At 58.8% G+C, this 20,941-nt stretch carries 21 protein-coding genes and 2 pseudogenes; 4 read left to right on the forward strand and 19 right to left on the reverse strand.

Features of this window, described 5'->3' with window-relative positions; genetic code table 11:
• Positions 1–52 precede the first annotated feature (52 nt).
• From ACMGF8_RS22755 to ACMGF8_RS22765, 3 genes are all read right to left on the reverse strand, one after another.
• The gene (locus tag ACMGF8_RS22755) at positions 53–2,611 is read right to left on the reverse strand and encodes a fimbria/pilus outer membrane usher protein (RefSeq protein ID WP_416757173.1); all 2,559 of its coding nucleotides are present in this window, start codon (positions 2,609–2,611) and stop codon (positions 53–55) included.
• Positions 2,612–2,729: 118 nt separating this feature from the next.
• Positions 2,730–3,470, reverse strand: a complete 741-nt coding sequence (locus ACMGF8_RS22760; RefSeq protein WP_416757175.1) for a molecular chaperone — start codon at positions 3,468–3,470, stop codon at positions 2,730–2,732.
• A 47-nt stretch (positions 3,471–3,517) separates the two neighbouring features.
• Positions 3,518–4,039 (reverse strand): fimbrial protein, encoded by a 522-nt coding sequence (locus ACMGF8_RS22765; RefSeq protein ID WP_416757179.1) that lies wholly within the window; start codon positions 4,037–4,039, stop codon positions 3,518–3,520.
• 266 nt (positions 4,040–4,305) lie between these two features.
• Between ACMGF8_RS22765 and ACMGF8_RS22770 the strand changes: the two are divergent.
• The 4 genes and pseudogenes from ACMGF8_RS22770 to ACMGF8_RS22785 form a co-directional block, all read left to right on the forward strand.
• Positions 4,306–4,637, forward strand: a pseudogene (locus ACMGF8_RS22770) (transposase); the annotation flags it as partial.
• A gap of 42 nt (positions 4,638–4,679) precedes the next feature.
• Positions 4,680–4,879: pseudogene (locus ACMGF8_RS22775) on the forward strand (integrase core domain-containing protein); the annotation flags it as partial.
• Positions 4,880–4,968: 89 nt separating this feature from the next.
• Positions 4,969–6,048, forward strand: a complete 1,080-nt coding sequence (locus ACMGF8_RS22780; protein WP_115580271.1) for a hypothetical protein — start codon at positions 4,969–4,971, stop codon at positions 6,046–6,048.
• A 124-nt stretch (positions 6,049–6,172) separates the two neighbouring features.
• Positions 6,173–7,414 (forward strand): MAC/perforin domain-containing protein, encoded by a 1,242-nt coding sequence (locus tag ACMGF8_RS22785; RefSeq protein ID WP_416757181.1) that lies wholly within the window; start codon positions 6,173–6,175, stop codon positions 7,412–7,414.
• A gap of 241 nt (positions 7,415–7,655) precedes the next feature.
• On the opposite strand, the gene ACMGF8_RS22790 is transcribed toward ACMGF8_RS22785, so the two are convergent.
• The 16 genes from ACMGF8_RS22790 to ACMGF8_RS22865 all read right to left on the reverse strand — a co-directional run bounded on the left by ACMGF8_RS22790 (position 7,656) and on the right by ACMGF8_RS22865 (position 20,546).
• Positions 7,656–8,177, reverse strand: coding sequence for a lysis system i-spanin subunit Rz (locus ACMGF8_RS22790; RefSeq protein WP_416757183.1), 522 nt, complete (start codon positions 8,175–8,177; stop codon positions 7,656–7,658).
• Entirely contained in the window at positions 8,174–8,725 is a 552-nt protein-coding gene (locus ACMGF8_RS22795; RefSeq protein WP_305949673.1) for a glycoside hydrolase family 19 protein, read from the reverse strand. Before ACMGF8_RS22795 ends, ACMGF8_RS22790 begins: the two co-directional genes overlap by 4 nt.
• Before the next feature lie 51 nt (positions 8,726–8,776).
• Positions 8,777–9,202, reverse strand: a complete 426-nt coding sequence (locus tag ACMGF8_RS22800; RefSeq protein WP_416757185.1) for a phage tail assembly chaperone — start codon at positions 9,200–9,202, stop codon at positions 8,777–8,779.
• A gap of 10 nt (positions 9,203–9,212) precedes the next feature.
• Entirely contained in the window at positions 9,213–10,475 is a 1,263-nt protein-coding gene (locus tag ACMGF8_RS22805) for a phage tail protein (RefSeq protein ID WP_305949671.1), read from the reverse strand.
• Positions 10,476–11,084 (reverse strand): YmfQ family protein, encoded by a 609-nt coding sequence (locus ACMGF8_RS22810; protein ID WP_416757187.1) that lies wholly within the window; start codon positions 11,082–11,084, stop codon positions 10,476–10,478.
• The gene (locus ACMGF8_RS22815; protein ID WP_416757189.1) at positions 11,072–12,112 is read right to left on the reverse strand and encodes a baseplate J/gp47 family protein; all 1,041 of its coding nucleotides are present in this window, start codon (positions 12,110–12,112) and stop codon (positions 11,072–11,074) included. The genes ACMGF8_RS22810 and ACMGF8_RS22815 overlap by 13 nt, the downstream gene beginning before the upstream one ends.
• A complete protein-coding gene (locus ACMGF8_RS22820) occupies positions 12,102–12,500 on the reverse strand; it encodes a phage GP46 family protein (protein WP_025128913.1) in 399 nt (132 codons plus the stop codon). The genes ACMGF8_RS22815 and ACMGF8_RS22820 overlap by 11 nt, the downstream gene beginning before the upstream one ends.
• A 2-nt stretch (positions 12,501–12,502) precedes the next feature.
• Positions 12,503–13,009, reverse strand: coding sequence for a phage baseplate assembly protein V (locus tag ACMGF8_RS22825; RefSeq protein WP_416757191.1), 507 nt, complete (start codon positions 13,007–13,009; stop codon positions 12,503–12,505).
• The gene (locus ACMGF8_RS22830; RefSeq protein WP_416757193.1) at positions 13,006–14,121 is read right to left on the reverse strand and encodes a phage baseplate assembly protein; all 1,116 of its coding nucleotides are present in this window, start codon (positions 14,119–14,121) and stop codon (positions 13,006–13,008) included. Before ACMGF8_RS22830 ends, ACMGF8_RS22825 begins: the two co-directional genes overlap by 4 nt.
• A 3-nt stretch (positions 14,122–14,124) precedes the next feature.
• Positions 14,125–15,375, reverse strand: a complete 1,251-nt coding sequence (locus ACMGF8_RS22835; protein ID WP_210693388.1) for a DNA circularization protein — start codon at positions 15,373–15,375, stop codon at positions 14,125–14,127.
• 4 nt (positions 15,376–15,379) lie between these two features.
• Positions 15,380–17,434 (reverse strand): phage tail tape measure protein, encoded by a 2,055-nt coding sequence (locus ACMGF8_RS22840; RefSeq protein ID WP_416757195.1) that lies wholly within the window; start codon positions 17,432–17,434, stop codon positions 15,380–15,382.
• 130 nt (positions 17,435–17,564) lie between these two features.
• Positions 17,565–17,861, reverse strand: a complete 297-nt coding sequence (locus ACMGF8_RS22845; RefSeq protein ID WP_416757197.1) for a phage tail assembly protein — start codon at positions 17,859–17,861, stop codon at positions 17,565–17,567.
• Positions 17,858–18,205: a phage tail tube protein gene (locus ACMGF8_RS22850; RefSeq protein ID WP_077934303.1), complete on the reverse strand. Its 348-nt coding sequence runs from the start codon at positions 18,203–18,205 to the stop codon at positions 17,858–17,860. The genes ACMGF8_RS22845 and ACMGF8_RS22850 overlap by 4 nt, the downstream gene beginning before the upstream one ends.
• Positions 18,206–18,262: 57 nt before the next feature.
• Positions 18,263–19,759, reverse strand: a complete 1,497-nt coding sequence (locus ACMGF8_RS22855) for a phage tail sheath subtilisin-like domain-containing protein (protein WP_123473517.1) — start codon at positions 19,757–19,759, stop codon at positions 18,263–18,265.
• Positions 19,759–19,959 (reverse strand): DUF2635 domain-containing protein, encoded by a 201-nt coding sequence (locus tag ACMGF8_RS22860; protein WP_077934305.1) that lies wholly within the window; start codon positions 19,957–19,959, stop codon positions 19,759–19,761. The genes ACMGF8_RS22855 and ACMGF8_RS22860 overlap by 1 nt, the downstream gene beginning before the upstream one ends.
• Entirely contained in the window at positions 19,956–20,546 is a 591-nt protein-coding gene (locus ACMGF8_RS22865) for a hypothetical protein (protein ID WP_416757199.1), read from the reverse strand. The genes ACMGF8_RS22860 and ACMGF8_RS22865 overlap by 4 nt, the downstream gene beginning before the upstream one ends.
• Positions 20,547–20,941: the final 395 nt, after the last annotated feature.

Raw genomic sequence — 20,941 nt, forward strand, 5'->3', positions numbered from 1 at the left:
TCTCTGTATAATCTCACAATGCAGTGGCTTTGGCTGCTTATCAATACAGTCCTCATTGCACTGCGCACGTGCTGTCCAATCGAGTATAGCCTCGCTGCTTAGTATTTACGGCCGCCAGAACATAATCGACACTACAACTTTCAAACTCTTTGTTACCCCAACGGATCACCAATTGACCCTGGGTCTTATCCGTCCGAATGAACAACCGTCCACCCTGGCCCACCATGGTCAGGTAGTTGCCCTGATTGTCTTCAACCTGGGCACCCATCGGCAGGCTTTTGCCGTCGTCACGGGTGACGTGCAGTAACACTGGCGTGCCGGAAACGGTCGCGTATTGCACCCGTGCAATGGCCCCGTAACGCGGTGCGATCATTTGCGATGTGCTTTCGAGCTCAACCGAGTCATCGGTGTTTTTTGGGTCGATAGACATGTCGTTCTGGTGATAAGGCACCAGCCCCGGCACCAGCGCATAACCATTGCTGTCGATCACGGCAGTCGAGCTGTTATTGACCCGTGCCCCGGCGGCTCCTTTGGCTTCGATCAGTGCCATGGTTTCACCTTGCTCTGAGCTGAACGTCACCCCGCCCGTATGGGTCACCAGGCTGCCGCTGATACCCACGTTGGCCTGCTTATAGTCTTTTCCAGTGTCCACGCCAGCACTGATTTGGGCTTTATTTGTACGGTACTGCACGGTCGAGCCCGCACTCGTGGTAGAGGCTCCCGCGTTTTTGTCTGCTGAGCCGTAAACGTTGTAGTTCAACCGGTTGTCATCGCCCGCGCTGCCGCCCAAGTTGACTTGGGTATTGCTGTTGCCATTGTCGGCATAGCGCATAGTGGTGCTGACGTAATTGGAGCGGGTGCGACCGAACGGAATGTTGAAGCCAACCGTATATTGAGTGTCAAACGCGCCTTGATAGTCGCTGGTCCGGCTGGCGCTGAGGTTGAATGAGCCCCAGTTATAACCATTGCTGTACCCCGCCTGATACGTCACGTTGCTACGCTGTTCGGTATTCCAATAGTTCTGTGCCGAGCCGGTGAAGTAAACACTGCCGCGTCCATTGCCCAAGGGCTGATTGACGTTGATCTGAAAACGGCTGCGCTGACGTTGCCCTGAAGCGTTATCGCCGCTTTGCAGTTGGGCGTAGTCGCTGAATTTCAGGTAGCCCTCGCTGGAAAAGCGATAGGCGGCCACGGTGAAGTTGGTCTGGGTCGCGGCCAGCAGTTTGCTGTAGGTCAGCCGATAGCTACGACCGCGCATGGTCGTATCGAGGTTTGCTTGGGTCTTCGCCCAATCGCTAGCTTGGGACTCCGTCACGTCCAGTGCCATTGCCCCCCAAGGTGTACTCCAGGCAGCACCGCCTTGCACGGCCATGTAGCGTTCAGCGATGATGCTGCCGGTGTAGGCGCTCCACTTATCTGACAAACCGCGCTGATACGTGCCCTGAATGAAGTTCGGCGTTTTGCTCAAAAACTCATCGCGGTACTTACCGACGCTCACGCTGAATCGCGAAGTACCAGGGCGAAGCAATTGCGCCACGGAGGCGAAAGGCACCACGAATGAGCGAGCACGCCCATCTGCCTCAGTGACGGTCACCGACAGATCGCCTGAGTAGCCGGTGCTGTACAGGTCATCTATAACGAAAGGGCCTGGCGCCACGGTGGTTTCGTAGAGAATACTCTCGCCCTGGCGGATGGTGACTTTGGCGTTAGTGTCGGCCACACCACGCACAGGCGGAGCAAAACCGCGCATGGAGTCAGGCAGCATGCGGTCATCGCTGCTGACTTGCACCCCACTGAACGGCACGCTGTCGAACAGCTCGCCGGGGGTGTAGTACTGGCCAAGGGTCAGCTGTGACCTCAACCCGGTGAGGTCACGTTGCACGTAGCTGCTGTTGGACGTGTAGCCACTCTGCGAAGCGCTGCGGGCGGATCGCTTGTAACTATAGGACCCGTTATGACGCAAGCGCCACTCGTCCACGTTGATGCCTGTGTTCACCCCCACATAAGACTGAGTACTGGCCACACCTTGGGCCTCGCTCTGATACAGGTTGGAGTTGTAGTTCACAAAGGCTGCGTTCATGCCGCTGTCCCAGTTATTGGGGTCCACGTAACCGCGTGAAACCCGCTTAAGATAAGCTTGGGAGATGGTCAAGTCCGCGCGTAATTCGCTCATGTCCACGTCGACTTGGATATCAGGCGCTAGGCGTGACAGCTCGACGCAACCGGTATCGTGCAGTAGTGAAGCCAAGGTAGCTTGGTTGGGCAACGAGTCGAGGTTCAAGCCCCACCGCTTGAGGGCTTCGAGCTTGAAGCAAAAATGTGCTGCCGCACCAGCACGCTCTTTGGTGATGATCAACGACTCACGCCCCTGCCATTTACCGTTGAGGTAAATGTCGGTGCGGTAGGTCCCTGGGGTAAGCGGGTTGCCGTTTTTGAAAGCAGAAAGGTCCATCAACCGACCCTCGCTATCAGTCATGAAGCTAGGGTTGAAGTCGACTTGTTCGTCGTCATCTGCCAGTACCACACAGGGGGTTAGCATAGCGATAAGCAACATGCTTGTACGGAGGTGCTGCGCCTTGATCTGCGCACGCAGAAGGCTGAGTTCAAACATCGCTGGGAGTCCTGAGCCGGCCTGCTACATAAAAGCAAGCAATCACAGCGCAGCCGCATAGGCTGACTCTTAATTGGGTTAAGTGCGTGGGGATATGCGTGGACTAATGCAGCTAGTGTTAATCGCCCAGCTTGGTCTCAACCGACTTAGCCGCGCCGTAGTCGTTGATCCATTCGTAACGAACAGTGGCGCTGCCCTGCGGGCGAGCTTGCAGACCTTCCAACGGGAATTCGAAGACGCCTCTGGCCGGAATCAATCCACCGTTGCTGCTGTAGGTTTTGCTACCTACCAACAGCTCGGTTTTGTTGTACGAAGCGCTGAATACAGTCGGGTTAGTGCCGCGTAAAGCAAAACCTTCGCCGTGCGGGACCAGCTTCCAGGTCACTGCCGCAGGTGTGTCATCGGCATAACCTGTCAAGCCTTCCGGCCGGAAGAACACCTTGATGCGGGATTTGAAAGCCACCTGCATAAAGTTGTTATCGGCACTTTTGGGTAGCGGTGGGACGTCCAGTATGTTTAGCCAGAACACAGACTCCACATCCTGCGGCAACGGATCACCGGTGTAAGTCATCCGCAGCGTTTGCGAGCGTTTAGGCGAAATGCGTGCCACAGGTGGCATTAGAAGAAAAGGGGCATTGGCCTGATCGGCTCTTGAGTCCGCATTGCCACTGTCGACCCACGCTTGTACCAGCGCAGGTTCATTGCCAACGTTATCCAGCTTGATGGTGATTTCGCGCTCATTGGCGGGATACACCAAACGAGTGCCGGCAATTACCACATTGGCCGAAGCAGTGTTCATAGCACTGAGCAGTAAACCGCCAAGCGCCATTGCGGCAAAGCAAGCAAGACAGGTTTTCATAAAATTGGCCCTGAAAGCGCTCGCAGCTAGGCTGCGAGCGTTAGCACTCAATTGTAGTCCATCGAGAACTGCACGCTCGAAGTCACCTGACCGGCTGTAGCAGCGGCTGTTGCTGCCACATACTGCGCATAGAATTTCACGCTAGCTTCTTTATCTGTGATAGCAGTCGACAAAGAGTTTGAGTTGGTCTGTAAGTTGATCGGTTCCATGTTGGCATTCAGGAGTTGGATCTGAACGTTAGAACCACCAGCGGTCTGGTTGATCAAGTTACCGGTGGCTGCGTCAACCGTGGCGCCTTGTTCAAAACGCACTAGTGCACTGGAGCCTGTGCACGCGGTGAGCTCCAAGGTGAAATCTTTGCGGCCGGCAGTCTGGCCTACGGCCGCCATCGACGAAGCAGCTACCTGATCCATGGTCACGGTTTTGGCGGTGGTGCCAGTGTTGCCTTCAATGGTGCAGGTCTGGTTACTGACCGAGCCAGTGAAATTGATGATGCCGTCAACAGCAGAGGCACTGAAGGTGCTCACTACAGCTGCGCTAGCAGCGAGGGTTATAAGAATTTTTTTCATTAGGAGTTTCTCGTGATCTCACTATCAGAATGATAAATTAACGGCTTCATGCCCTTTATCTAGTCCATTGCCACCTGAATGATAATTTCAAGATTTCTCTCAATAAATAGGAAGATTCTTATAGTGAATTGTTGTGAATAGCCCTTGGTTTTGTAAGCACCTCTTGGACTTAAGGGTTCTCCGATCAAGTTCAGTACAGCATCCGCTTGCTGTGCTGAAATAGCTCACTCCTTTCGCTACGAGCACCAGCCAGTCCCACGAATCAGATGAGCTTTTCCGATTTCGAGTATGCCGGCAAGCGCCAGCAGACACGTCGCGAGCGACTCCTGGCCGAGATGGAACAGTTCGTTACCTGGAGCGGACAGGTGGCCTTGATCGAACCTCATTACCCAAAGGCTGGCGGTGGTCGCAGCCGTATCCATTCGAGACCATGCTGCGCATTCATCTGCTGCAGAACTGGTTTTCTCTCAGCGACCCCGACATGGAAGAAGCGCTCTATGAAATCACCTCAATGCGTCAGTTCGCCCGGCTGACGCTCAGCGCTCCGATCTGCGAAGACACCACGATCATGAATTTCCGACATCTGCTGGAGAAGCAGTAACTGGCATTGGGCATCCTGGACGTCATCGATCGCTGCTTGCAGAGCAATGGCATGGCCGAGAGCTTCGTGAAGACGATCAAGCGGGATTACGTCGCGCACATGCCCAAGCCGGATCGAGAAACGGCGCTGCGTAACCTGGCAATTGCATTTGAGCATTACAATGTGAGCAGCATCCGCACAGCGCATTGAACTATCGCTCGCCGAGGGAGTTCAGGCGCTTGGCAGCTGCATCAGTTTAACGGGGAGTTGGTGTCCGGTTTTGTAGGGGCAAGTCCAATTTGTATATGTACTATCCTAGGGAATCCATCAAACTAGGAAGCAATATCCCATGTCACAGTACTCCGTCTATTTGAGCGGTAACAAACGTATTGTTGATGCCCTCCCCACAGACTACCTTTCCGTGCTTCGGAACAAGATCGGGGCGGCGGCGGATGATTACAACTTCATATATTACAATGGGTTCACTGAACAAAAAACCATCCTGAACGATCGCTCCGTAGAGGCCCGCAAGCCCATTTCAAGCATTGCCTTTCCCGACCCCACGACAAACACCAACACCATCGTGCAAATGGCTTTGGTGGCCGGAAACAAGACCGACCTTTTTGGCACCCAGACGGATTGGCTCTACAACCGGAACGCCGGGGTTCGGATCACTCTGAATAAGAGTGACAGCAAGGCCATAACCGCCAACCAGGGAAAATTCGATCCCATCATGCTGAGGGATGTTCAACCGACCAACGAGCAGAGCAACGCCTTCTACGATCGGGTTGTCATCTGCGAGAAAGGCTCAGTGGTGAACTTCGAAATCAGTTCCTGGGGCGCGGCTGGCTTTGGTTATTCGGTGAGCAGCGAAAAGGACACTATCTGCAGCTCCCTCTACAATACATATGGGGACAACCCCAACCATCAATCCTTCAGTACCCTGAGACGCTATCAAAGCTCTAATAATTCTATCCAAATTGAGAGTACGGCATCACTCAACATACCAACACAGGAAGTTGTGTATTACCAAAAAATTACGGTGAAAACATGGCGTCTTACTAGTTATAAAAAAAATGGCAAAACCTACACCAGTAACATGGAAGCGCCCGCGCCCACCGCCCCCCGATCGATGGCTTTTCAGGGCGCGAGCCTAAATCTCAAGAGCGTGGCGGCAAACGAGCGATTCACTCCAGGAGACCCGTCCGGGGATGTCTACGTACCGGGCGATTCCATCGAGACGGGCGCCCCCTCGCGCGGCCCCCAATCAGACCAAACTTTCGGCTCGATCCAGGTTCTCAAAGAAGATGACCCCAACCAGAACGTCATTGGCGCGGTTATCTTTTACTTCTTCGTCTTCAAGGACAAGGAATCCGCTGACAAGGTCATTAATGTCCTGAACACGCCCGGTCCTTGGGCCGTGGATTGAAAACGATCACTGCACCTCATATCAAATGAGATGAACGCGCCCTACCGCCCACCACGATACTTACCACCTCTAGGGTAATTGGATTATCCCCTTTAAAGATACACATAAAAAAGGAATAAGACATATGGCAACTACACTTGTTTTAGTCGAACGCACCGATGGTCAACGTCGCAACGTGGCCCTGGATCTGAACGCCTCATTAACGGCAACCCGCGAGGTTCTGACCAGCAAAGAGCTTATGACCTCCGCCGATGATTTTCTTCTCCGCGGCGCCCCGGTCGATCGGGATGACGAAGACGACGTGCACTTGTCGGCCTTGGTCGGCGCCGATGGCTCCGGCACGCTCATGATTGGCGTGGCGTCGACGGGCCTGGAGGATCCGGACAAGACGGTGGACCGTTACAATCATCTCACCACCAGCCAAAAGCTGGCCCTGTTCAACGAGATTGAAATCTATCGGGGCATCACGGCGGCGGAAGACAAGGGGTTTTATCGGACCTTCAAGCCCTGTATCGCCTCATGGAACGCCAACCAGCTCCCCGCGTCGACCAAGCCCACCTACATGAGCGAGAACCGCGTCATCTCCACCTTTTCCGAGGTGGGGAACACCTTGGCCCTGACCACTTCCGACAAAAGCTCGGTATCGGTGACAACCCCCATCGGCGGAGGCCAGACCGACTTCTCCTATGCCCAATCCCATACGACGACATCGAAAAAAGTAAAACAGTACCTGCTTGGCAAGTACATGGTGAATAAGGTCGCCCTCTCCCAAGAGCGCGCGAACCTCGTCCTGGTTTCCGATTTCGAAAGCGCCATCGCCACGGCCATCTCGCCAAGCTACGAAATTGACGCCTATGTCAACTTGATCGAAACCTTGAACAGCCGCGGCTACTATGTCGCTCGGACCTTCACCCTGGGCGGCATGCTGGTCAGCGAGGAAAACGCCGAGGTATCGGAATACACGGAATCCCGGTCGGAGGAAAAGGAGTTCTCGGTCGGCTTCAAGTTGGCCATCAAGGGCTTCGGTGGTGGCTCGGACTACACCCATAGCGAAGGCCATGAGGAATCGGAATCGAATATCAGCAAGTACGAGAAGACGTCCCTGACCAAAATTGGCGGATCCGTCACCGCGAACACCTATGATGCTTGGACGGAATCATTGAAACCCGCCATCAATTGGGACGTGATCGATCACATGGAACTCTACCCGACCCTGGCGCTTCTCAGGGATATGCGGGTGGCGCGACGTTGCCTGAAATTGATGGACGAATATCATACCTATAATACGGTCAGAAACCGGCAGACGGTGATCGATATTGGCAAGTATACGACCCACGTGCAGCAGATTCTGTTCAGCAACGGGTGATGAACCGCGCCAGTTTTGCCGGGGGCTGACTGCTCTTCGTGACGGGGGCTATGGCCGGAGTTTCCAGAGCGGTGCAGTGGTTTGCTTCGGCCTCCGCGGGCGGGATGCTTCCGATGGGCCGAAGCACCTCATCTCGCCGCGCTTTATGTACAGAGCAAGAGCCTTGGCGGGACTTGCAGAAACTTTCTGCGAGGACAGCAGCCGGGTTAGATGTTGACGCATCTGGCCCGACCGCTCCTTTTTACTTCGTTGAAACGATTTCTTTGATATAGCTCTGGCAGGCCGCCAAAGCGATCAATCCTTGGTCACCGTCTCCAGCGATGGTGACAATTCGTTGAGCAGCCGCTGGGTCAAGTTCGGCTCGCGCTCTTCCATGAACCACGCCGCAGGTGCTGGCGGTGGCTGACACCCCACCACTACCACCCGAGGCGGCGGTGTTGAGTAGGACTGACAGCCGCAGGTCAGCAGTAGCAAGCCGATCACGCAGGCGAGCCTGCTTCGTTTGAGCATCGCGCAGCTCCTTGTAATGGGTTTCGTCATTCGCCTGCAGGCGGTCCTCCAGCGCCCGGCGGGCGTCCTGCTGGGTTTCCTGCCAGTTGATCACCGCCGTGGCGGCCTGCTCGCGATCAGTGCTGTACGCCTCGGCCTGATCAGCGAGATCCTTGCCGTAGGCGTTGGCCTGCCACGTCCAGGCCAGCCAACCACCCAAGGCGAACCCCAGCACCAGGGCCAGGACCGGCAACAGCCAGGCCGGGGCCTTCAAGGCAGCACCTTCAATGCACGCTGATACAGCGCCTCGCGATCCGCCAAGCCGTTGGTTCCGCCGTTGATGCGCTTGGTGATGGTGAGAAAGTCGCCCTTGTCGGCCAGAGTGTTCAGGCTCGCCCGCTGCCAAAACCAGCCCGCCGACAGCGCGGCATAGACTGGGGTTTCCAGCAGCTCCGGGGTGTTGAGCAGTCGAGCATCGCTGAACAGCGCTTCGCTACAGGCTTCATAGTTCGCCCGGCCCGTGACCTGAATCAGCCCCCGGCCCCGGTACTTCTGGCCGTCGCCATCCGCTTCGGGGGTATTGCCCAGACGCTTGGCCAAGGTGCCGGTGTCGTACTTGCTCAAGTACTGATCGCTGCCCAGCTCGCGCACGTACAGAAGCTGGCCGGACTCGTGACCGATCTGCGCGATGAACGCCGCCATGCGCAGGCGGGTGACGATGCCGTACTTGCTCATGGCGGCGTTGAGAGCAGGAACAAAAACGCCGGCTTTAGCGCCGGCGTTGGGGAGGATCTGCAGCAGTTGCTGCGTTGTGATGGGCATAAGTAGAACCTCGTAGGTCAGAAATGAAAACGCCCCGTCGGTGCGGGGCGTCTACTCGACTTGCTCAGCGATCCAGGGCAGCGCCACTGGTCGGTGCTCGGCTTGTGGGAAGTCAGATGACTGCGGCCAGTCGCGCAGGGCCTGCATGTACAACAGCAGCTCGTTGAACTGATCACCTGTCAGCGTGGTAGCCGTGCCTATTTCGAGCTGGTCACGGTGACGCTCGCGCAACCACATCACCGAGGACAGCTCATCGTCGCGCCACTCGCGCTCCAGTGCTGCCGGATCTGGGACCACCTCAGGGGCATCGACAAGGTATGGCAGACCGCGTTCATCGTGAGCGCGAGCTTTGCCTGCAGGAGGGTTACCGACCACCGCAATGTAAAGCTCATCAGTGATTTCGACTGCATCTGCCGGCATCGACGCGTGCATGCCGCGCAGGTACGTTGTTTGAGTTGTCTGACTATAAAAGCGCATATGGCCTCCCTCAGTTGCCGACTGCGATGTATTTTGCGCCGTTAGGTGCGGCGCCCGCGTTGGTCCTGAAGCTGACCCCCGTCTGCGATAGCCCAAACGATGCGACAGCGTCTTGGGTCGGCGCGGCATTCGTTGCCCCTATGTGAGTAGTGGCCACTACCGCAAAAGCAGCATTAGGAAATGCCATCGGGAATGTCACAGCGACAGGGGTGGAGCTGAAACCTAGGGATGCACCCCACTGAAGAACCAGTCCGCCAAGCCAGGAAGGAAACGCAATGTATCCATTCGCCGCGAGACTGATCGAGAAGCCCCAACGCAGCTTCTTCGGTGTCGACAAAACAAAGTCGTTCGCGCTATCAAGCATTTGCGCTGTGGTGGCGACTTTTGCTGTGCCCTGATTAATCTCAGTCGCTTGGGCGGCTAGCGAGGCCAGCGCCGCAACGTCAATGTTTCCCTGATTGACTGGGGCGTTCCACGCCTTGATGCACCACATAACCGCCAGATTGCGCGGTCGAGTTTCGGTTGCCGTTCTAACAACTTTTGAGGAATCGAACACAACACTGGTAAGGCGACCAGGACCGGTCGCGAAATTGCCCGCTTCGCTGACAGTGGAAAACGGTCCGCTCGGAGTTACAGAAGCGGTGTCATTGCGCACTCCCCCGACGTTACCTGTAATGATTTCCATCGCGTCAAGCTGCTTGCTGCCAAGCCCCCGACCAGCATCAACCCCACGCCCATGGTCCCAGCCGCGCAGGAATTCACCCCGGGAATCAGGCAACCGGAAGTTCCCCGCCCCTTCGTTACCCTGGTTGAATGTGGTCCCCAGGTACGCCGCCAGGTCGGGATAGGTCACCGCGCTCTGCACGCTGCCATCCACCTCCAGAAAGCCCGCCGGCACAGTCCCTTTTGGAAACGGCACCATGGCACCCACAGGCAGCGCTGACATGTTCTTGAGCAGCGCCTCGACCTCTGCCTTTGTGTACGTCACCGACTTGGTGTAAGCGTCGGTAATGCCGTACTCAGCAAGCGTCGTGCGGATCTTCTCCGGCGGGATCGAGTCCCGCACAATGGCCTTGATCGCGGCCAACAGCTGGTCATTGTCGTTCTCTGCTGGCTGCTCACCACCGGCCTGAATGACGTTCAGCAGCTCATCAGTTACCGCATTGCCCCAGCTCGACGGGATCAGCGAGCCGACTTGCCCGGTCGCGGTGTTCTCGTCAACAAACTTGCCATTGACCAGCCCCACGTTCGGTACGCTTCTCGGATAGTCCATCTACACACCCACCCCATAATTGATTGATTCCAGTGCATGCGCCGGGGCGCTGCGACGAATGACACACTCCAGGGCGCCGCTCGGGTTGACCCCGAATCGCTCGCCCCAGTAGCTGGCACCGAAGCGCCGACCCAGGCGGCGGCGCGGGCCGGTGTTGAGCGTCCACATAAACTGTGCTGACCAGGTGCCGAAGTGGGCTGCGCCAAAGCGGGAGCGGCCAAACCGCGGCGCCCGGCGTTCCGTGATGGTGGGTTCGGGGTAGCCGAGGCGAACCGCGATCTCGATAAAGTAGCCACAGGATTGTCCGCCGACTGCCGTCAGCCGTTGGCGCACTGCCAGACGGCGGTCCTCAAATACGGGCTCAAGCCCGATGCAAGGATCTGGCAGCCCCATGACGCGCTCCCAGTCAGGCACCAGCTCATTCACGCCGCCGGCATCCATCTCATTCAGCAAAGCGAAAGCCCGGGCCTCGATGCGCGCCAGCTCCTGCGCCAAGCCCGTCAGCACTAACGCCAACTCAGGGACGCGCTCAGGCTCCCAGGCCGGCCCCGCGGGAAGCAACGCCCTCAACTGGGCGCGGTACTGCTGCGCCGTTCTCAAGCCAGCCATAGGCAGCCCCCATACGTCAGCAGCTCGTTAGGCTCGGCTGCTACATCAGTAACCGGCGCCACCAGTCGGTGGTCCCATTCACCAGCGGCCCCGCTGATGGCCTCGGCGATGTGAGTCAGCAAAAGAGCCTCACCCAGCGCGGCCTCACGCGCATGCAGGTCACGCAACTGCGCCTCGACTGCAGCTCGAACTGCAGAGGTATCCGGGTTCAGCCGGATGCTGTACACCACCTGTTTGCGCGTTGGGGCCAAGACGTACACCTCAGCCGTTACCGGTCGTCGCGGCTCGATGTACTGCTTCACCTCGGCCAGTTGTTCAGCTGTTGGCACCGGATCGGTATCGTCGTCGCGCATTACGAACACCGCCACGGTGCCCGGCCCCAGGTACAGCCGTCGGGTCCAAGCCCGGGTAATGCCTGGGCATTCCAACGCCCAGGTTTCATAGTCATCCGCCGAGCCGCCATGAGGTATCACGCGATAGGACTGAATGACGCGGGCCCGCAATGACTCCACGCTTTCCTGGGCCACACCACCCAGCAGGCCGGGGGCTAGGACGACAAACGAGTCAGCTACCCCCTGGACTGGCTGAACGAGGTTTAGCACCAGGCCAGCGTCCGTGTTACCCAGCGTTCCAGCGTCCACCGCTTCAAGCGCTGCGGTGTTGGTACCGGCAACGGTGGTTACTTCAGCAGTGACGCGGTAACCCCGGCCATCACTGGCCTGCAATACCGTGTCAGCATCCAGCACCGCGCCGGCAGCTGCGGTAAAACTGGCCGTACCGTGGGCCGGCTGGGCAGCCTTCCTTGGCTGATTAAGGCGAAGGGAGGCGATCCGCTCCAGTGTTTCGACTTCAGCCGTGTCCGGCAGAATCTGCTCGGCGATCCAGCCCAGGTAACCGTACAGGCCGAAGGCAGCACCGCTCAGCGTTCGGGCCAACACCTGAGCATCGGAGCGCCGCAACGCATCGCCGGCCAGGTCGCTTTGTGTGCGATTGACCAGCACGGGAAGCGTGGGGGTTTCAAACGGCATAAATCACCTGCCATAGCTCTGTTGGGTGGATCTCCAGGCGTTCGCCCGTGGAGATGGTCAGAATTACACCGAGGTTCAGGCGGCTGTCCGTGGCCCGCTCGCTGCGGATCTCGATGCGAATGACCTCGCCGTCGTCGAGCAGCCATTGCAGGGCCTCCCGGGCATAGAACTCGGCATCGAGCTGGGTTTCTCGGGTGAGCTTTACCCGGCGCAACAACCACAGGCGGGAGCCGATCCGATCATCGACCACCGCCGGGAAGCTATCGCCCCACCAGCCGAAGCGCTCTTCATCGTCAATCGGGTCATCGGTCGCGGCACGGCGCCAGGTAAACAGGCTGATCACCACAGCCCGAACAAGCGAGGTTTCAAGGGTTCCCGATATGATCATCGTCAGCCCCCTGGAACAGGCGCGGTGGTCTGGCCCGGGCCAGGCATGACGCCGCCGTGAACGTGCTTGATCTGGCTGACGCCGCCAGCAATCTGGTCACCCTGTGAAACAATCTTCCCTGTCTGTGTGAGCAGCGGTGTATCGATGTTCACGGCGCCACTGGCGGTGATGTTCAGCGTCTCGGTGACCACCTCGATCACCCGTCCGCGCTTGAGGTGCACCTTGTCGCCTTCGTCGCTGTAAATAGCGACCTCACCGGGCTTCAACTCCTGCACGCGGTACCGGCGATCTGAAGCCACCAGTACCACCCCATGGGACCGATCCCCACCGAGGAACGCCGTCAACACCTCAGCGCCCGCCAGTGGGTGGCTGGTGAGGCCATAGGGTTCGAAGTGTTCAACCTTGTCCTTCACTTCTCCAGCCGTCAGCCGCACCTGCAGGGTTTGCAGCTTCTTCGCCGCGTCGGCCAGTACCACCGTGCCGCGGGCAAGCATCTTCATCAGGCTCATTTTTTAGGCTCGTAGTCAGCGGGAATCAGGTATTCGAAGTTGTCGCCCTTGCCGCCCTTCTTCAGCTTGCGGTTCTTGTGTGAATCGTCCGGCTCGGGCTCGAAACCATCCGGCGGGCCGACCAGCATTTTCGTGGTCATGCCCTGGTCGCTCAGGCTGTAGGTGATCTCGGCGATCAGCATGTCGCGGTCGAAGCCAATGATCGGATCTACAACACGGACGATCATGTTGTGCTTCCACAGCTGGCCGTTCGATTGCCGCCAGCCCTGCACCGTGTAGGTTGCGGAAAGCGCTTTGCCCATTCGCGTGCTGCGCTCCCAGTTGGCCCGGGCCTGGGCCAGCTCCTGGGTGACCTGTCCCGACTCCTGAATGATCTTCACGCGCCGTCGGGTCGTTCGTTCGTCCGTAACCTTGGCCGACACTTCCGCCGCTGCTTCGCCGAACTCTTCATCGGTACCGGTCTTTTGTCCCAGCACCTGGTACTCCGAATACACCCCAGAGAAGTCGAGCGGAGCATCGCCGGCTTTGATGTTCCGCCCCACGGCCAGCGCATCGAAGGCCCGCCCCTCGCTGCCCGGTTTGGCGAGCACCGCCCTACCGCGGGCGTCATCAGTGGAGAACACCCGGAACAGCGTCAGTAGTCGGTCAATGGACTCAAACGCCGACTCGCCGGGCTCAATGGTGTGGTCGGACAGCTTCGAGCTTTCGGGGATCTCGCTGCGCACGGCGATCTTGTAGGGCGCGGCCAGCGCCTTGACGATCGACAGCACGCCCTGGCTATTCCACTGCCCCGGCTTGTTCACCGCGGCGCAGTCCACCAGATCCGCCGGCAGCGACCGCCCGGTGACCGACCGAGTGATCTGCTTGTCGTCATAGCTGATCGGCGTACCGAACACCCAGCCGGTTAGCACCAGGTCATCGCCGATGCTCACCTGACACTTTGCACCCTGTTTGATCGGCACCTCGATCTTCTGATCGCCCCACTTCCAGGTAATACCCAGGTTGAAGTCCCGGGCCTGGCGCTCCAGCCCTGCCGAGATCTCCACTGATTTCCAGCCGCTGTAATCCACACCGTCAACCGTGAGGCTGACGACGTTCTGTGTATCGAGCATGGGTTACTCCCGTGCGATCTTGAGCGGGACCGGCGGCACAAAGCCGGGGTGTTGAATGCGGTTGCGCTGCACCACCTCCCCGGCCCGCGTGGCGTCGCCGAAGCGCCGATACGCCAGCACCAGGGCTGGCAGCGCTTCGGCGGGGGTGATCTCCACCAGGCGCACGCCAGACTGGGCTACGGCAGTCAGGTGCTTCACCAGCGTCTGGCGTAGGTTGGTCAGGGCCTGATAGTGCTGCGGGTCCGCCTTGAGGGAGGCTTCATAGATCGCCTCGCTCAGGCTGTCCCGCAGCTCAATGACATCATCCGCCACGGGCACCTCGGGCCGTTCAACTGGCTGCACAGCCTGCTGATCAACCGATGGGGTGGAGTCGTTCGATACCGGCTGACTCGCCACCGGCATCTCGCTGACGATCAGCGCCACCTGCACCAGCAGTGCGTCCTGCACCAGATCAGCCGTAGCCTGTGCGGCTGCGTTCGTGTCAGCCCCTGCGGCCTGGCTCACCGTGTTGATGCCCGTCACCGCCTCGCTGTGCTGTGTCGCGGAAGCAATGGAACCGCGATAACTGGATCCAGGGCTTGAGAAGTCCAGGCCGGTGAAGTCGCTGAAGTAGCTGGAGAACAACGCCCCCAGCGCTCCGGGCGAGTTGATCAACGACTGCACAAAACCATTGAGGTTCGTGAACAGGCCCACCAGCGGCGCGAACTGCTGCTGAATCACGCTGTAAACGCTCGACAAGCTATTGCGCAAACCGATGATGCCCAGGCGAGCCTGGTCAACTTTCGCCATCGCTGCTTTGTACCGGGCCAGCGCGGAGTCCAGCAGACCTTCCGACGACTTGACCACCTGCTGCTGGGTGTTGACCCGGGCCACCGGAAATTGCAGCGGCTTATCCGGATAAAACACCACGTCGAAGGCGACCAGGCCGCCCTCGCGTCGGCTGTGGTTCATCTCACATTCGCCAGCCTTGACCTGCATTCGCCCGAGCCAGGGGTGCACCAGTTCCCCTGCTCCCCGGGTTTGGACTGCCTCGAGAAATTTGTCACGCCGCTCGAAACAGTCGTCACCGATGATCCACACCGTCAGGGCGTGAACCTGCGACTGCCGGCCCAACTGCTCAAAGTACGGCTCATCCCGCTGGGGGAATTCGTGCAACTGGCCTTTCATGCCCACCGGCACCGCGGCCCGGTCAATCAGAAAGCTGATGCCTCTGAATGACGCCGGCAGCAGTTCGTCGCGCCATGTCCTTTCCATTCTGCTACCTCTCTGCACCGACAGTGCGCCGCCCAACGTTCGGCTTGATGTTCAGGCCGCGCTGGTTGGTTTTCGACTCTTCGACCGTGGACCCGGGCGGCGCGCCGTTGAGGTTGATATCGATCTGGCCCTTCAGGCTTTGGGCGTTTGCTGCGGCAGTCTGCTGCAGCAGGCTACCCGGTGGCGGAACCTGGCCCGGCGCCCGCAACAGATCGCCGGCACTGGCCCCGCCCTGGGTCTTGTTCAAGAACGATTGCCGCTCTTGCATGACCTTCGCAGCGTCCGAGCGCAGGAAGTCACCGGTACCGCCGCCCTCCCCGGCATTGCGCTTGCGCTGTTCCTCAGCGAAGGCGTTGGCCTTATCGGTCGCGGTCTTGATGATTCCGTCACCACCCTCCCCGGCGCCCATAAAGCGCAGGATCGGCTCAATGATGGGTTTGATTTTTTCCCACAACCCCTTGAACCAAGCGGTGATCGGCTCCCAGTTCTGGATGATGATTCCCAACGGGGACCAGTCGAACATGTGCTTTATGAGATCCCAGGCCGGGCCAGAGATCGCAACCAACACTCCCCAGATGGCCTTGAAGAACTCGGTCAGCGGCCCCCAGTTTTCGATCACCAAGCCCAGCGGAGTGAAAGCGAAGGCTTGTTTAAACCAGCCCCACAACACCATGGCCGGGCCCTTGATCTTCTCCCACAGCGCCTGGAAGTACGGCCCGATGGTGGACCAGTTGGCGATAATTAACCCAACAGCCATAGCAATCAGTGTTGCGATCCTAACCATGGGGTTAGCTTTAATCAGTGGGTTAAGCACCTTCGTTGCAGCAACCGCGGCCCAAACACCCACGCTCATTGCTGTAAAAGCAATGCCTGCCCCCAAGACACCTTTGATTACCTCAGGATGCTCTGCCGCCAGTGCTGATACCTGGGAGATCAGCGGACCGACCGCCGCAAGCAGACTATTAAGCGGCGGTAAAAGAGCTGCACCGACTTCAACCCCCAACCGATTCACCCGGTTCTGCATCAGTTGCAAGGCGTTGGCCGTCGTCTTGGATCGCGTCTCATACTCAAGCTGCATCGAGCCAGCAAACTTGCCTTCTTTCCCTACCGCGGAGAAGCTGGTTTTCAGCAAGTCCAAGTTGGTCAGCATGGGGGCAATCGCCGACACCGACTCAGTGCCGAAAAGCTGTGTGAGCAAGCCTGCCTGCTTTGCTGGGTCAACCTTCGCGATGCGATCAAGAACGTCCTCAATCGTGCCCTGAGCGTCTTGCTGCATGCTCTTGGCAACTTGTTTCACATCGAGGCGCAACGACTTGAACGCCTGTGACTGCTGCTTGGTTGCCGCGCCGCCCTTGGTCAGGGCCAGCATAAAGTTCTTCATGCCTGTTGCAGCTACTTCGCTCGGCACGCCCACACCCGCCAGGGTGGCACCCATGGCAGCGATCTGCCCCGAGGAAAGCCCCGCGATGCCACCCAGCGCGCCGATGCGGGTCACGATGTCCGCTACCTGCTGCGCCGATGAAGGCCCTGTGTTGCTCAGGTAGTTGATCTTGTCCGCCAGGGCCACAACTTCCGGCTGGGTCATTTTGAAAGAGGTTCGCCACTTGGCCATCATGTCGCCGGACTGGTCGGCGGTCTGATCAAAGGCAACCCCCATCTTTACCGCGTCTTCAGCGAACTGTTTCAGCTCTTCCCGAGCAAAGCCCGCCTGACCGCCCGCAGCAACAATCGCGGCAATGCCGCTCGCCGCCATCGGCATCTGCTCAGACATCCCGAGCACATCCTGGCCCATCTGCTTGAACTGCTCCGGGGTGTCGAAATCCACCACCTTGCGCACGTCCGCCATGGACGATTCAAAGTCGATGGCCGCCTTCGCTCCAGCAACAAAGGGCGCGGCGAATGCCCCGCCCTGCAGCAGATCCCGGAAACCAATCTTGCCCAGGCCGGAGCTTTCCATCTGTTTGCGAAAGCCCGCGACGTTCTTGCAGATCCCGGTGAGCGTTGGCGACAGCTTGTCAACGCCCGTGATCAACGCCTTGAGCTGGAACTTGTCCGCCATCACTGCACCTGCTGGGATTGGTTTATCCGCTGGGCGTGGCTCAGCGATTCAAGAATGAGGTCCAGGGGCCTGGCCATCATCTGTTCGGGGTCGATCTTCCAGAACCAGGCCAGGTCGTAGGCCAGCGCGATCAGGTCGTCGATGGCGTGGACGCCGCAGTCATGAAAAAACTGGCCACCGCCCAGCTCAAAGCGTTCAGATCGACCAGATCCAACTGGTTGACCGACGAAGGCGGGATGCCTGCACACACCGCGATGTATTTAGCGGCGACGTCCATGTCGAGGCCGACCTCTTCGCTTTTGTCGATCTTGTAGGGCAGCGCCTTGATGGCCCGCACCTCCTGCACCGTCGGGCGGCGCAGGGTCAGCTCGGCCAGCGTTTCACCGTGCGCTTCAATCGGCACCTGCAGCTTGATTGGTTGACTCATTGCCAAGTCCCCTTGATGCCGTTGAATTCAAATTCGGCGGTACCGTCATCGCCCTTGTAGGAGGGCTCCCCGACCAGATAGGCCCCTGCCAACACGAACACCTTGCCGTTCTTGAACTCGCAGGTGACCGTCATGTCACGCCCGTTGACGATCTTCTTGAAGTCCAGATCCGGGGACAGGATGGCTGTCATCTTCAGGTACGGCGGCAGGTCTTCTTCCTTGTAGAAACCCGTCGCGACCGTCTCTCGCTTCACCGTCATCAACGGAGCCTCAGCCCCGCCAGTGATGGTGAGCTGCGCACCGTCGACTTTGACGTAGGCGGTACCCGCCACTAATTGACCCATGGTCTTCTCCCGAATGAAAAAGCCCGCTCATGGCGGGCTGTAGGTGCAATGACTGCGTTACGCCGCCGCGTCGTACTGCAGGCGGAACTGATTGAGCAGCGCAAAGATGCGCAGGCCATTGATGTAGTCCGGCGGGAACAGGACGTTTACACGACTCGGGTCACGCGAATCACGCTCGACCACCAGGTGCTCGGCAAACAGCTCGGCGTTTTCCACGTGCCCTTCCAGCTCAAGCTTGGCGTACTGGGCAATCAGCTCACCGCGGATAGTGCTCGGCGTGACAATCGGCTGGCCGGCGCCAAACCGGGTACCGTCGTTCGCCAGCTTGTGGCGCCCATACTTACTGGTGATCACGCTTTGCATCCGGCGGATGATGAACGCCGACTGGTGCATGGTTTCGCTGTCCAGGTAGGAGTTATCAGCCTGACCGTAGGCGTTCTTCTGGTAGGTGGTGATCGAACGCTGAATGCGCACATAGCCCCCCTCGTAATACGCCGTCGCGATCCCGTAGCTCAGCAGTGACTGACGCTCAGTGAGGGTGAAACGCTCACTGGCCGGGGCCGGATCCAGGCCCGGCAGCGAACCGCTTTGCGTGGGGCGACTGGCATCGGCGGAAATGAAAACTGACGTACGTGCCGCCAGAGCCGCGGCCTGGACCCACACCGGCTGCGGCACACCGCTTTCCAGGGCCTGGATGGTGATGTGCTGATCGTTGCGCGCCTGACCGGCGGCCACCAGGGTGCCGACGGTGCCCCGCTTCGCGCTGTAAACATGACCGAACAACTGCTTGGCCCAGCTCCAGCGCCCCACGTTGTCATCCATGACCGCCTGCCACTGGTTCAGCGTGGTGGTATCGGACCAGGGCACACAGATGAATTCAAAGGGCTCATCACCCAACGCGGCAATGGCGTCAACCTGATCCGGAACGCCCGCGCCACCCAGCATCTGGGTCAGCTCAACGGTCAGCCCCGCCGGGGTAAATTCGCCATTGGTCTTGCCCAGGCGGTTCAGGACGATGCCAATATCGTTGCCGCTCTCACCCGACCATTTACAAGTGAGCGTCACAACGCCGCCAGCAGCGCTGGCAGTCACTGGCAGATCGGCGGCTGCGTTGATTTTTACCGCGAGTGCCGAGGCAGCCACCGCGGCAGTTGCTGCCGCTGTGACGGTGGCCTGAACACGAACACCGCCTACATACAGGCTCAACAGACCGGACTCGGTGGCAGTGCCGGACAGAGTGACCTTGGCCGCTGCCTTGACCCCCTCAGTGCTCAGCAGCGGCAAACACCAGATCTCGCCAATGGGATCTGCCTTGCGCCAGGTGTCGTACATCGCGGCGAGCATCGAACCCTGGCCGCCAATGCTTTTCGCCAATGCCACGCTGGGCACCAGCACCAACTTGCCGGCACCTTCGCTGGGTGCGTTGTCGTTCACCTGGGCGACGATCAAGCGGCGCATGGCCGAAGCGGCGGTGTTTGCTGCGGAGTTGTCCATTTCCGCATAGAACAGCGGAACGCGGATATCCGCGGGGATGTTGCTGAATCCGATAGCCATTACTTCGGCCCCTCTTGAGTCGCCGCGGCGACGGCCTTGGCGGGTTTGGTTGGCTTGAGCGTTACGTCGCCATCCAAAAAGCGACGTCGCCACCAGGCGTTATCCGGAACTTCCCGCCCCTCAGCCGGCAACAGATCACCGGCTTCTGGGTCAGGCACTGCGCGGCCCGAGGCCGGTACCACTGTGATGCGCTGGGTCATGGTGTTGCGTCTCCTGAAAATTTGACTTCGATGCGCCCATCCGGGCCGGGCCGCTTCAGGTTCGGATCCGCCGGATCGATGCAGTCCATGTTGAAAGTCGCCCCCTCAAACGGCACCAGGCCATCCGCTGCCAGCTCGGCCCAGGTTTCGCCAAGCTCTTGGGGAAGGTTGCGGCCAAGCTGGAAGGACGCGACGAAGGTCATCTGATACACGACCCGAGCGCGGCTGATGTGGAGCAAGGCGCCCTTGCCGTACTCCAGGGGCGTGTACTCGGGCGCTGGCTTCCAGCCAATCAGCGAACGCCACAACTCGGCCCTGATGTCGTGCAACAGGTCGTTGGCTTCCTGCCCTCGTTCGTCCGTGGCCTCAAGAACGACGACAACGGCGAACTGGTCCGTGATTCGCTGAACCACGGTGTTCTGAGCCACGTTATCGTCTGCCGCATCGGCGGAAGCGATCACGTAGGCGGCAGGCAAATCCAACTTGGCGCTGTCCGCCACAGCATCCCAATCAATGCCGCCCGTGACCCGATGGGCAAAGGTCGGACAGGTCGCCCGCAACTGGGCAACAACAGGGTTTAATTTCATTAGGGATAAACTCCGAAATCGAGTCAGGTGTTCGAGAGACTGTGATCGCTCAGAGAATGCGTTGACCTGGCGCGACTGCAAAACACTCGACAGCTCGATAGCTGAAGGGGTTCGGCCCGTATTGTGAGGAAGGGCATGGCCTAGTAAACGAAACGTTGGTATAGCTATACTTCCACTAGAGACCGCTTAAATGGTGGTCCTCGTACACATGGAGGGTATGTAAGTGGTGCAAAATACAGATCTTGATCCCAGGTCTTCCTCAGACCAGGAGACTGAACAAGTCACCAAACCAAAAAGCCCGACTTCGAATCCAGACGTGACAATGCTCGCCACAACCATCGGTGGAGCAGCAGTCGCTAACCTTTTTTTTCCAGGTATCGGCGGGGCTCTTGTAG

This window comes from Pseudomonas sp. BNK-7 (genome assembly GCF_048072025.1).
In the GTDB taxonomy this organism is placed as follows: domain Bacteria; phylum Pseudomonadota; class Gammaproteobacteria; order Pseudomonadales; family Pseudomonadaceae; genus Aquipseudomonas; species Aquipseudomonas danubii.

Excerpts from the sequence above, each read along its gene's own strand:
- ACMGF8_RS22755 (WP_416757173.1), bottom strand. The coding sequence starts at position 2,611 with ATGTTTGAACTCAGCCTTCTGCGTGCGCAGATCAAGGCGCAGCACCTC.
- ACMGF8_RS22760 (WP_416757175.1), bottom strand. The coding sequence starts at position 3,470 with ATGAAAACCTGTCTTGCTTGCTTTGCCGCAATGGCGCTTGGCGGTTTA.
- ACMGF8_RS22765 (WP_416757179.1), bottom strand. The coding sequence starts at position 4,039 with ATGAAAAAAATTCTTATAACCCTCGCTGCTAGCGCAGCTGTAGTGAGC.
- ACMGF8_RS22780 (WP_115580271.1), top strand. The coding sequence starts at position 4,969 with ATGTCACAGTACTCCGTCTATTTGAGCGGTAACAAACGTATTGTTGAT.
- ACMGF8_RS22785 (WP_416757181.1), top strand. The coding sequence starts at position 6,173 with ATGGCAACTACACTTGTTTTAGTCGAACGCACCGATGGTCAACGTCGC.
- ACMGF8_RS22795 (WP_305949673.1), bottom strand. The coding sequence starts at position 8,725 with ATGCCCATCACAACGCAGCAACTGCTGCAGATCCTCCCCAACGCCGGC.
- ACMGF8_RS22800 (WP_416757185.1), bottom strand. The coding sequence starts at position 9,202 with ATGCGCTTTTATAGTCAGACAACTCAAACAACGTACCTGCGCGGCATG.
- ACMGF8_RS22805 (WP_305949671.1), bottom strand. The coding sequence starts at position 10,475 with ATGGACTATCCGAGAAGCGTACCGAACGTGGGGCTGGTCAATGGCAAG.
- ACMGF8_RS22810 (WP_416757187.1), bottom strand. The coding sequence starts at position 11,084 with ATGGCTGGCTTGAGAACGGCGCAGCAGTACCGCGCCCAGTTGAGGGCG.
- ACMGF8_RS22815 (WP_416757189.1), bottom strand. The coding sequence starts at position 12,112 with ATGCCGTTTGAAACCCCCACGCTTCCCGTGCTGGTCAATCGCACACAA.
- ACMGF8_RS22820 (WP_025128913.1), bottom strand. The coding sequence starts at position 12,500 with ATGATCATATCGGGAACCCTTGAAACCTCGCTTGTTCGGGCTGTGGTG.
- ACMGF8_RS22825 (WP_416757191.1), bottom strand. The coding sequence starts at position 13,009 with ATGAGCCTGATGAAGATGCTTGCCCGCGGCACGGTGGTACTGGCCGAC.
- ACMGF8_RS22830 (WP_416757193.1), bottom strand. The coding sequence starts at position 14,121 with ATGCTCGATACACAGAACGTCGTCAGCCTCACGGTTGACGGTGTGGAT.
- ACMGF8_RS22835 (WP_210693388.1), bottom strand. The coding sequence starts at position 15,375 with ATGGAAAGGACATGGCGCGACGAACTGCTGCCGGCGTCATTCAGAGGC.
- ACMGF8_RS22840 (WP_416757195.1), bottom strand. The coding sequence starts at position 17,434 with ATGGCGGACAAGTTCCAGCTCAAGGCGTTGATCACGGGCGTTGACAAG.
- ACMGF8_RS22845 (WP_416757197.1), bottom strand. The coding sequence starts at position 17,861 with ATGAGTCAACCAATCAAGCTGCAGGTGCCGATTGAAGCGCACGGTGAA.
- ACMGF8_RS22850 (WP_077934303.1), bottom strand. The coding sequence starts at position 18,205 with ATGGGTCAATTAGTGGCGGGTACCGCCTACGTCAAAGTCGACGGTGCG.
- ACMGF8_RS22855 (WP_123473517.1), bottom strand. The coding sequence starts at position 19,759 with ATGGCTATCGGATTCAGCAACATCCCCGCGGATATCCGCGTTCCGCTG.
- ACMGF8_RS22860 (WP_077934305.1), bottom strand. The coding sequence starts at position 19,959 with ATGACCCAGCGCATCACAGTGGTACCGGCCTCGGGCCGCGCAGTGCCT.
- ACMGF8_RS22865 (WP_416757199.1), bottom strand. The coding sequence starts at position 20,546 with ATGAAATTAAACCCTGTTGTTGCCCAGTTGCGGGCGACCTGTCCGACC.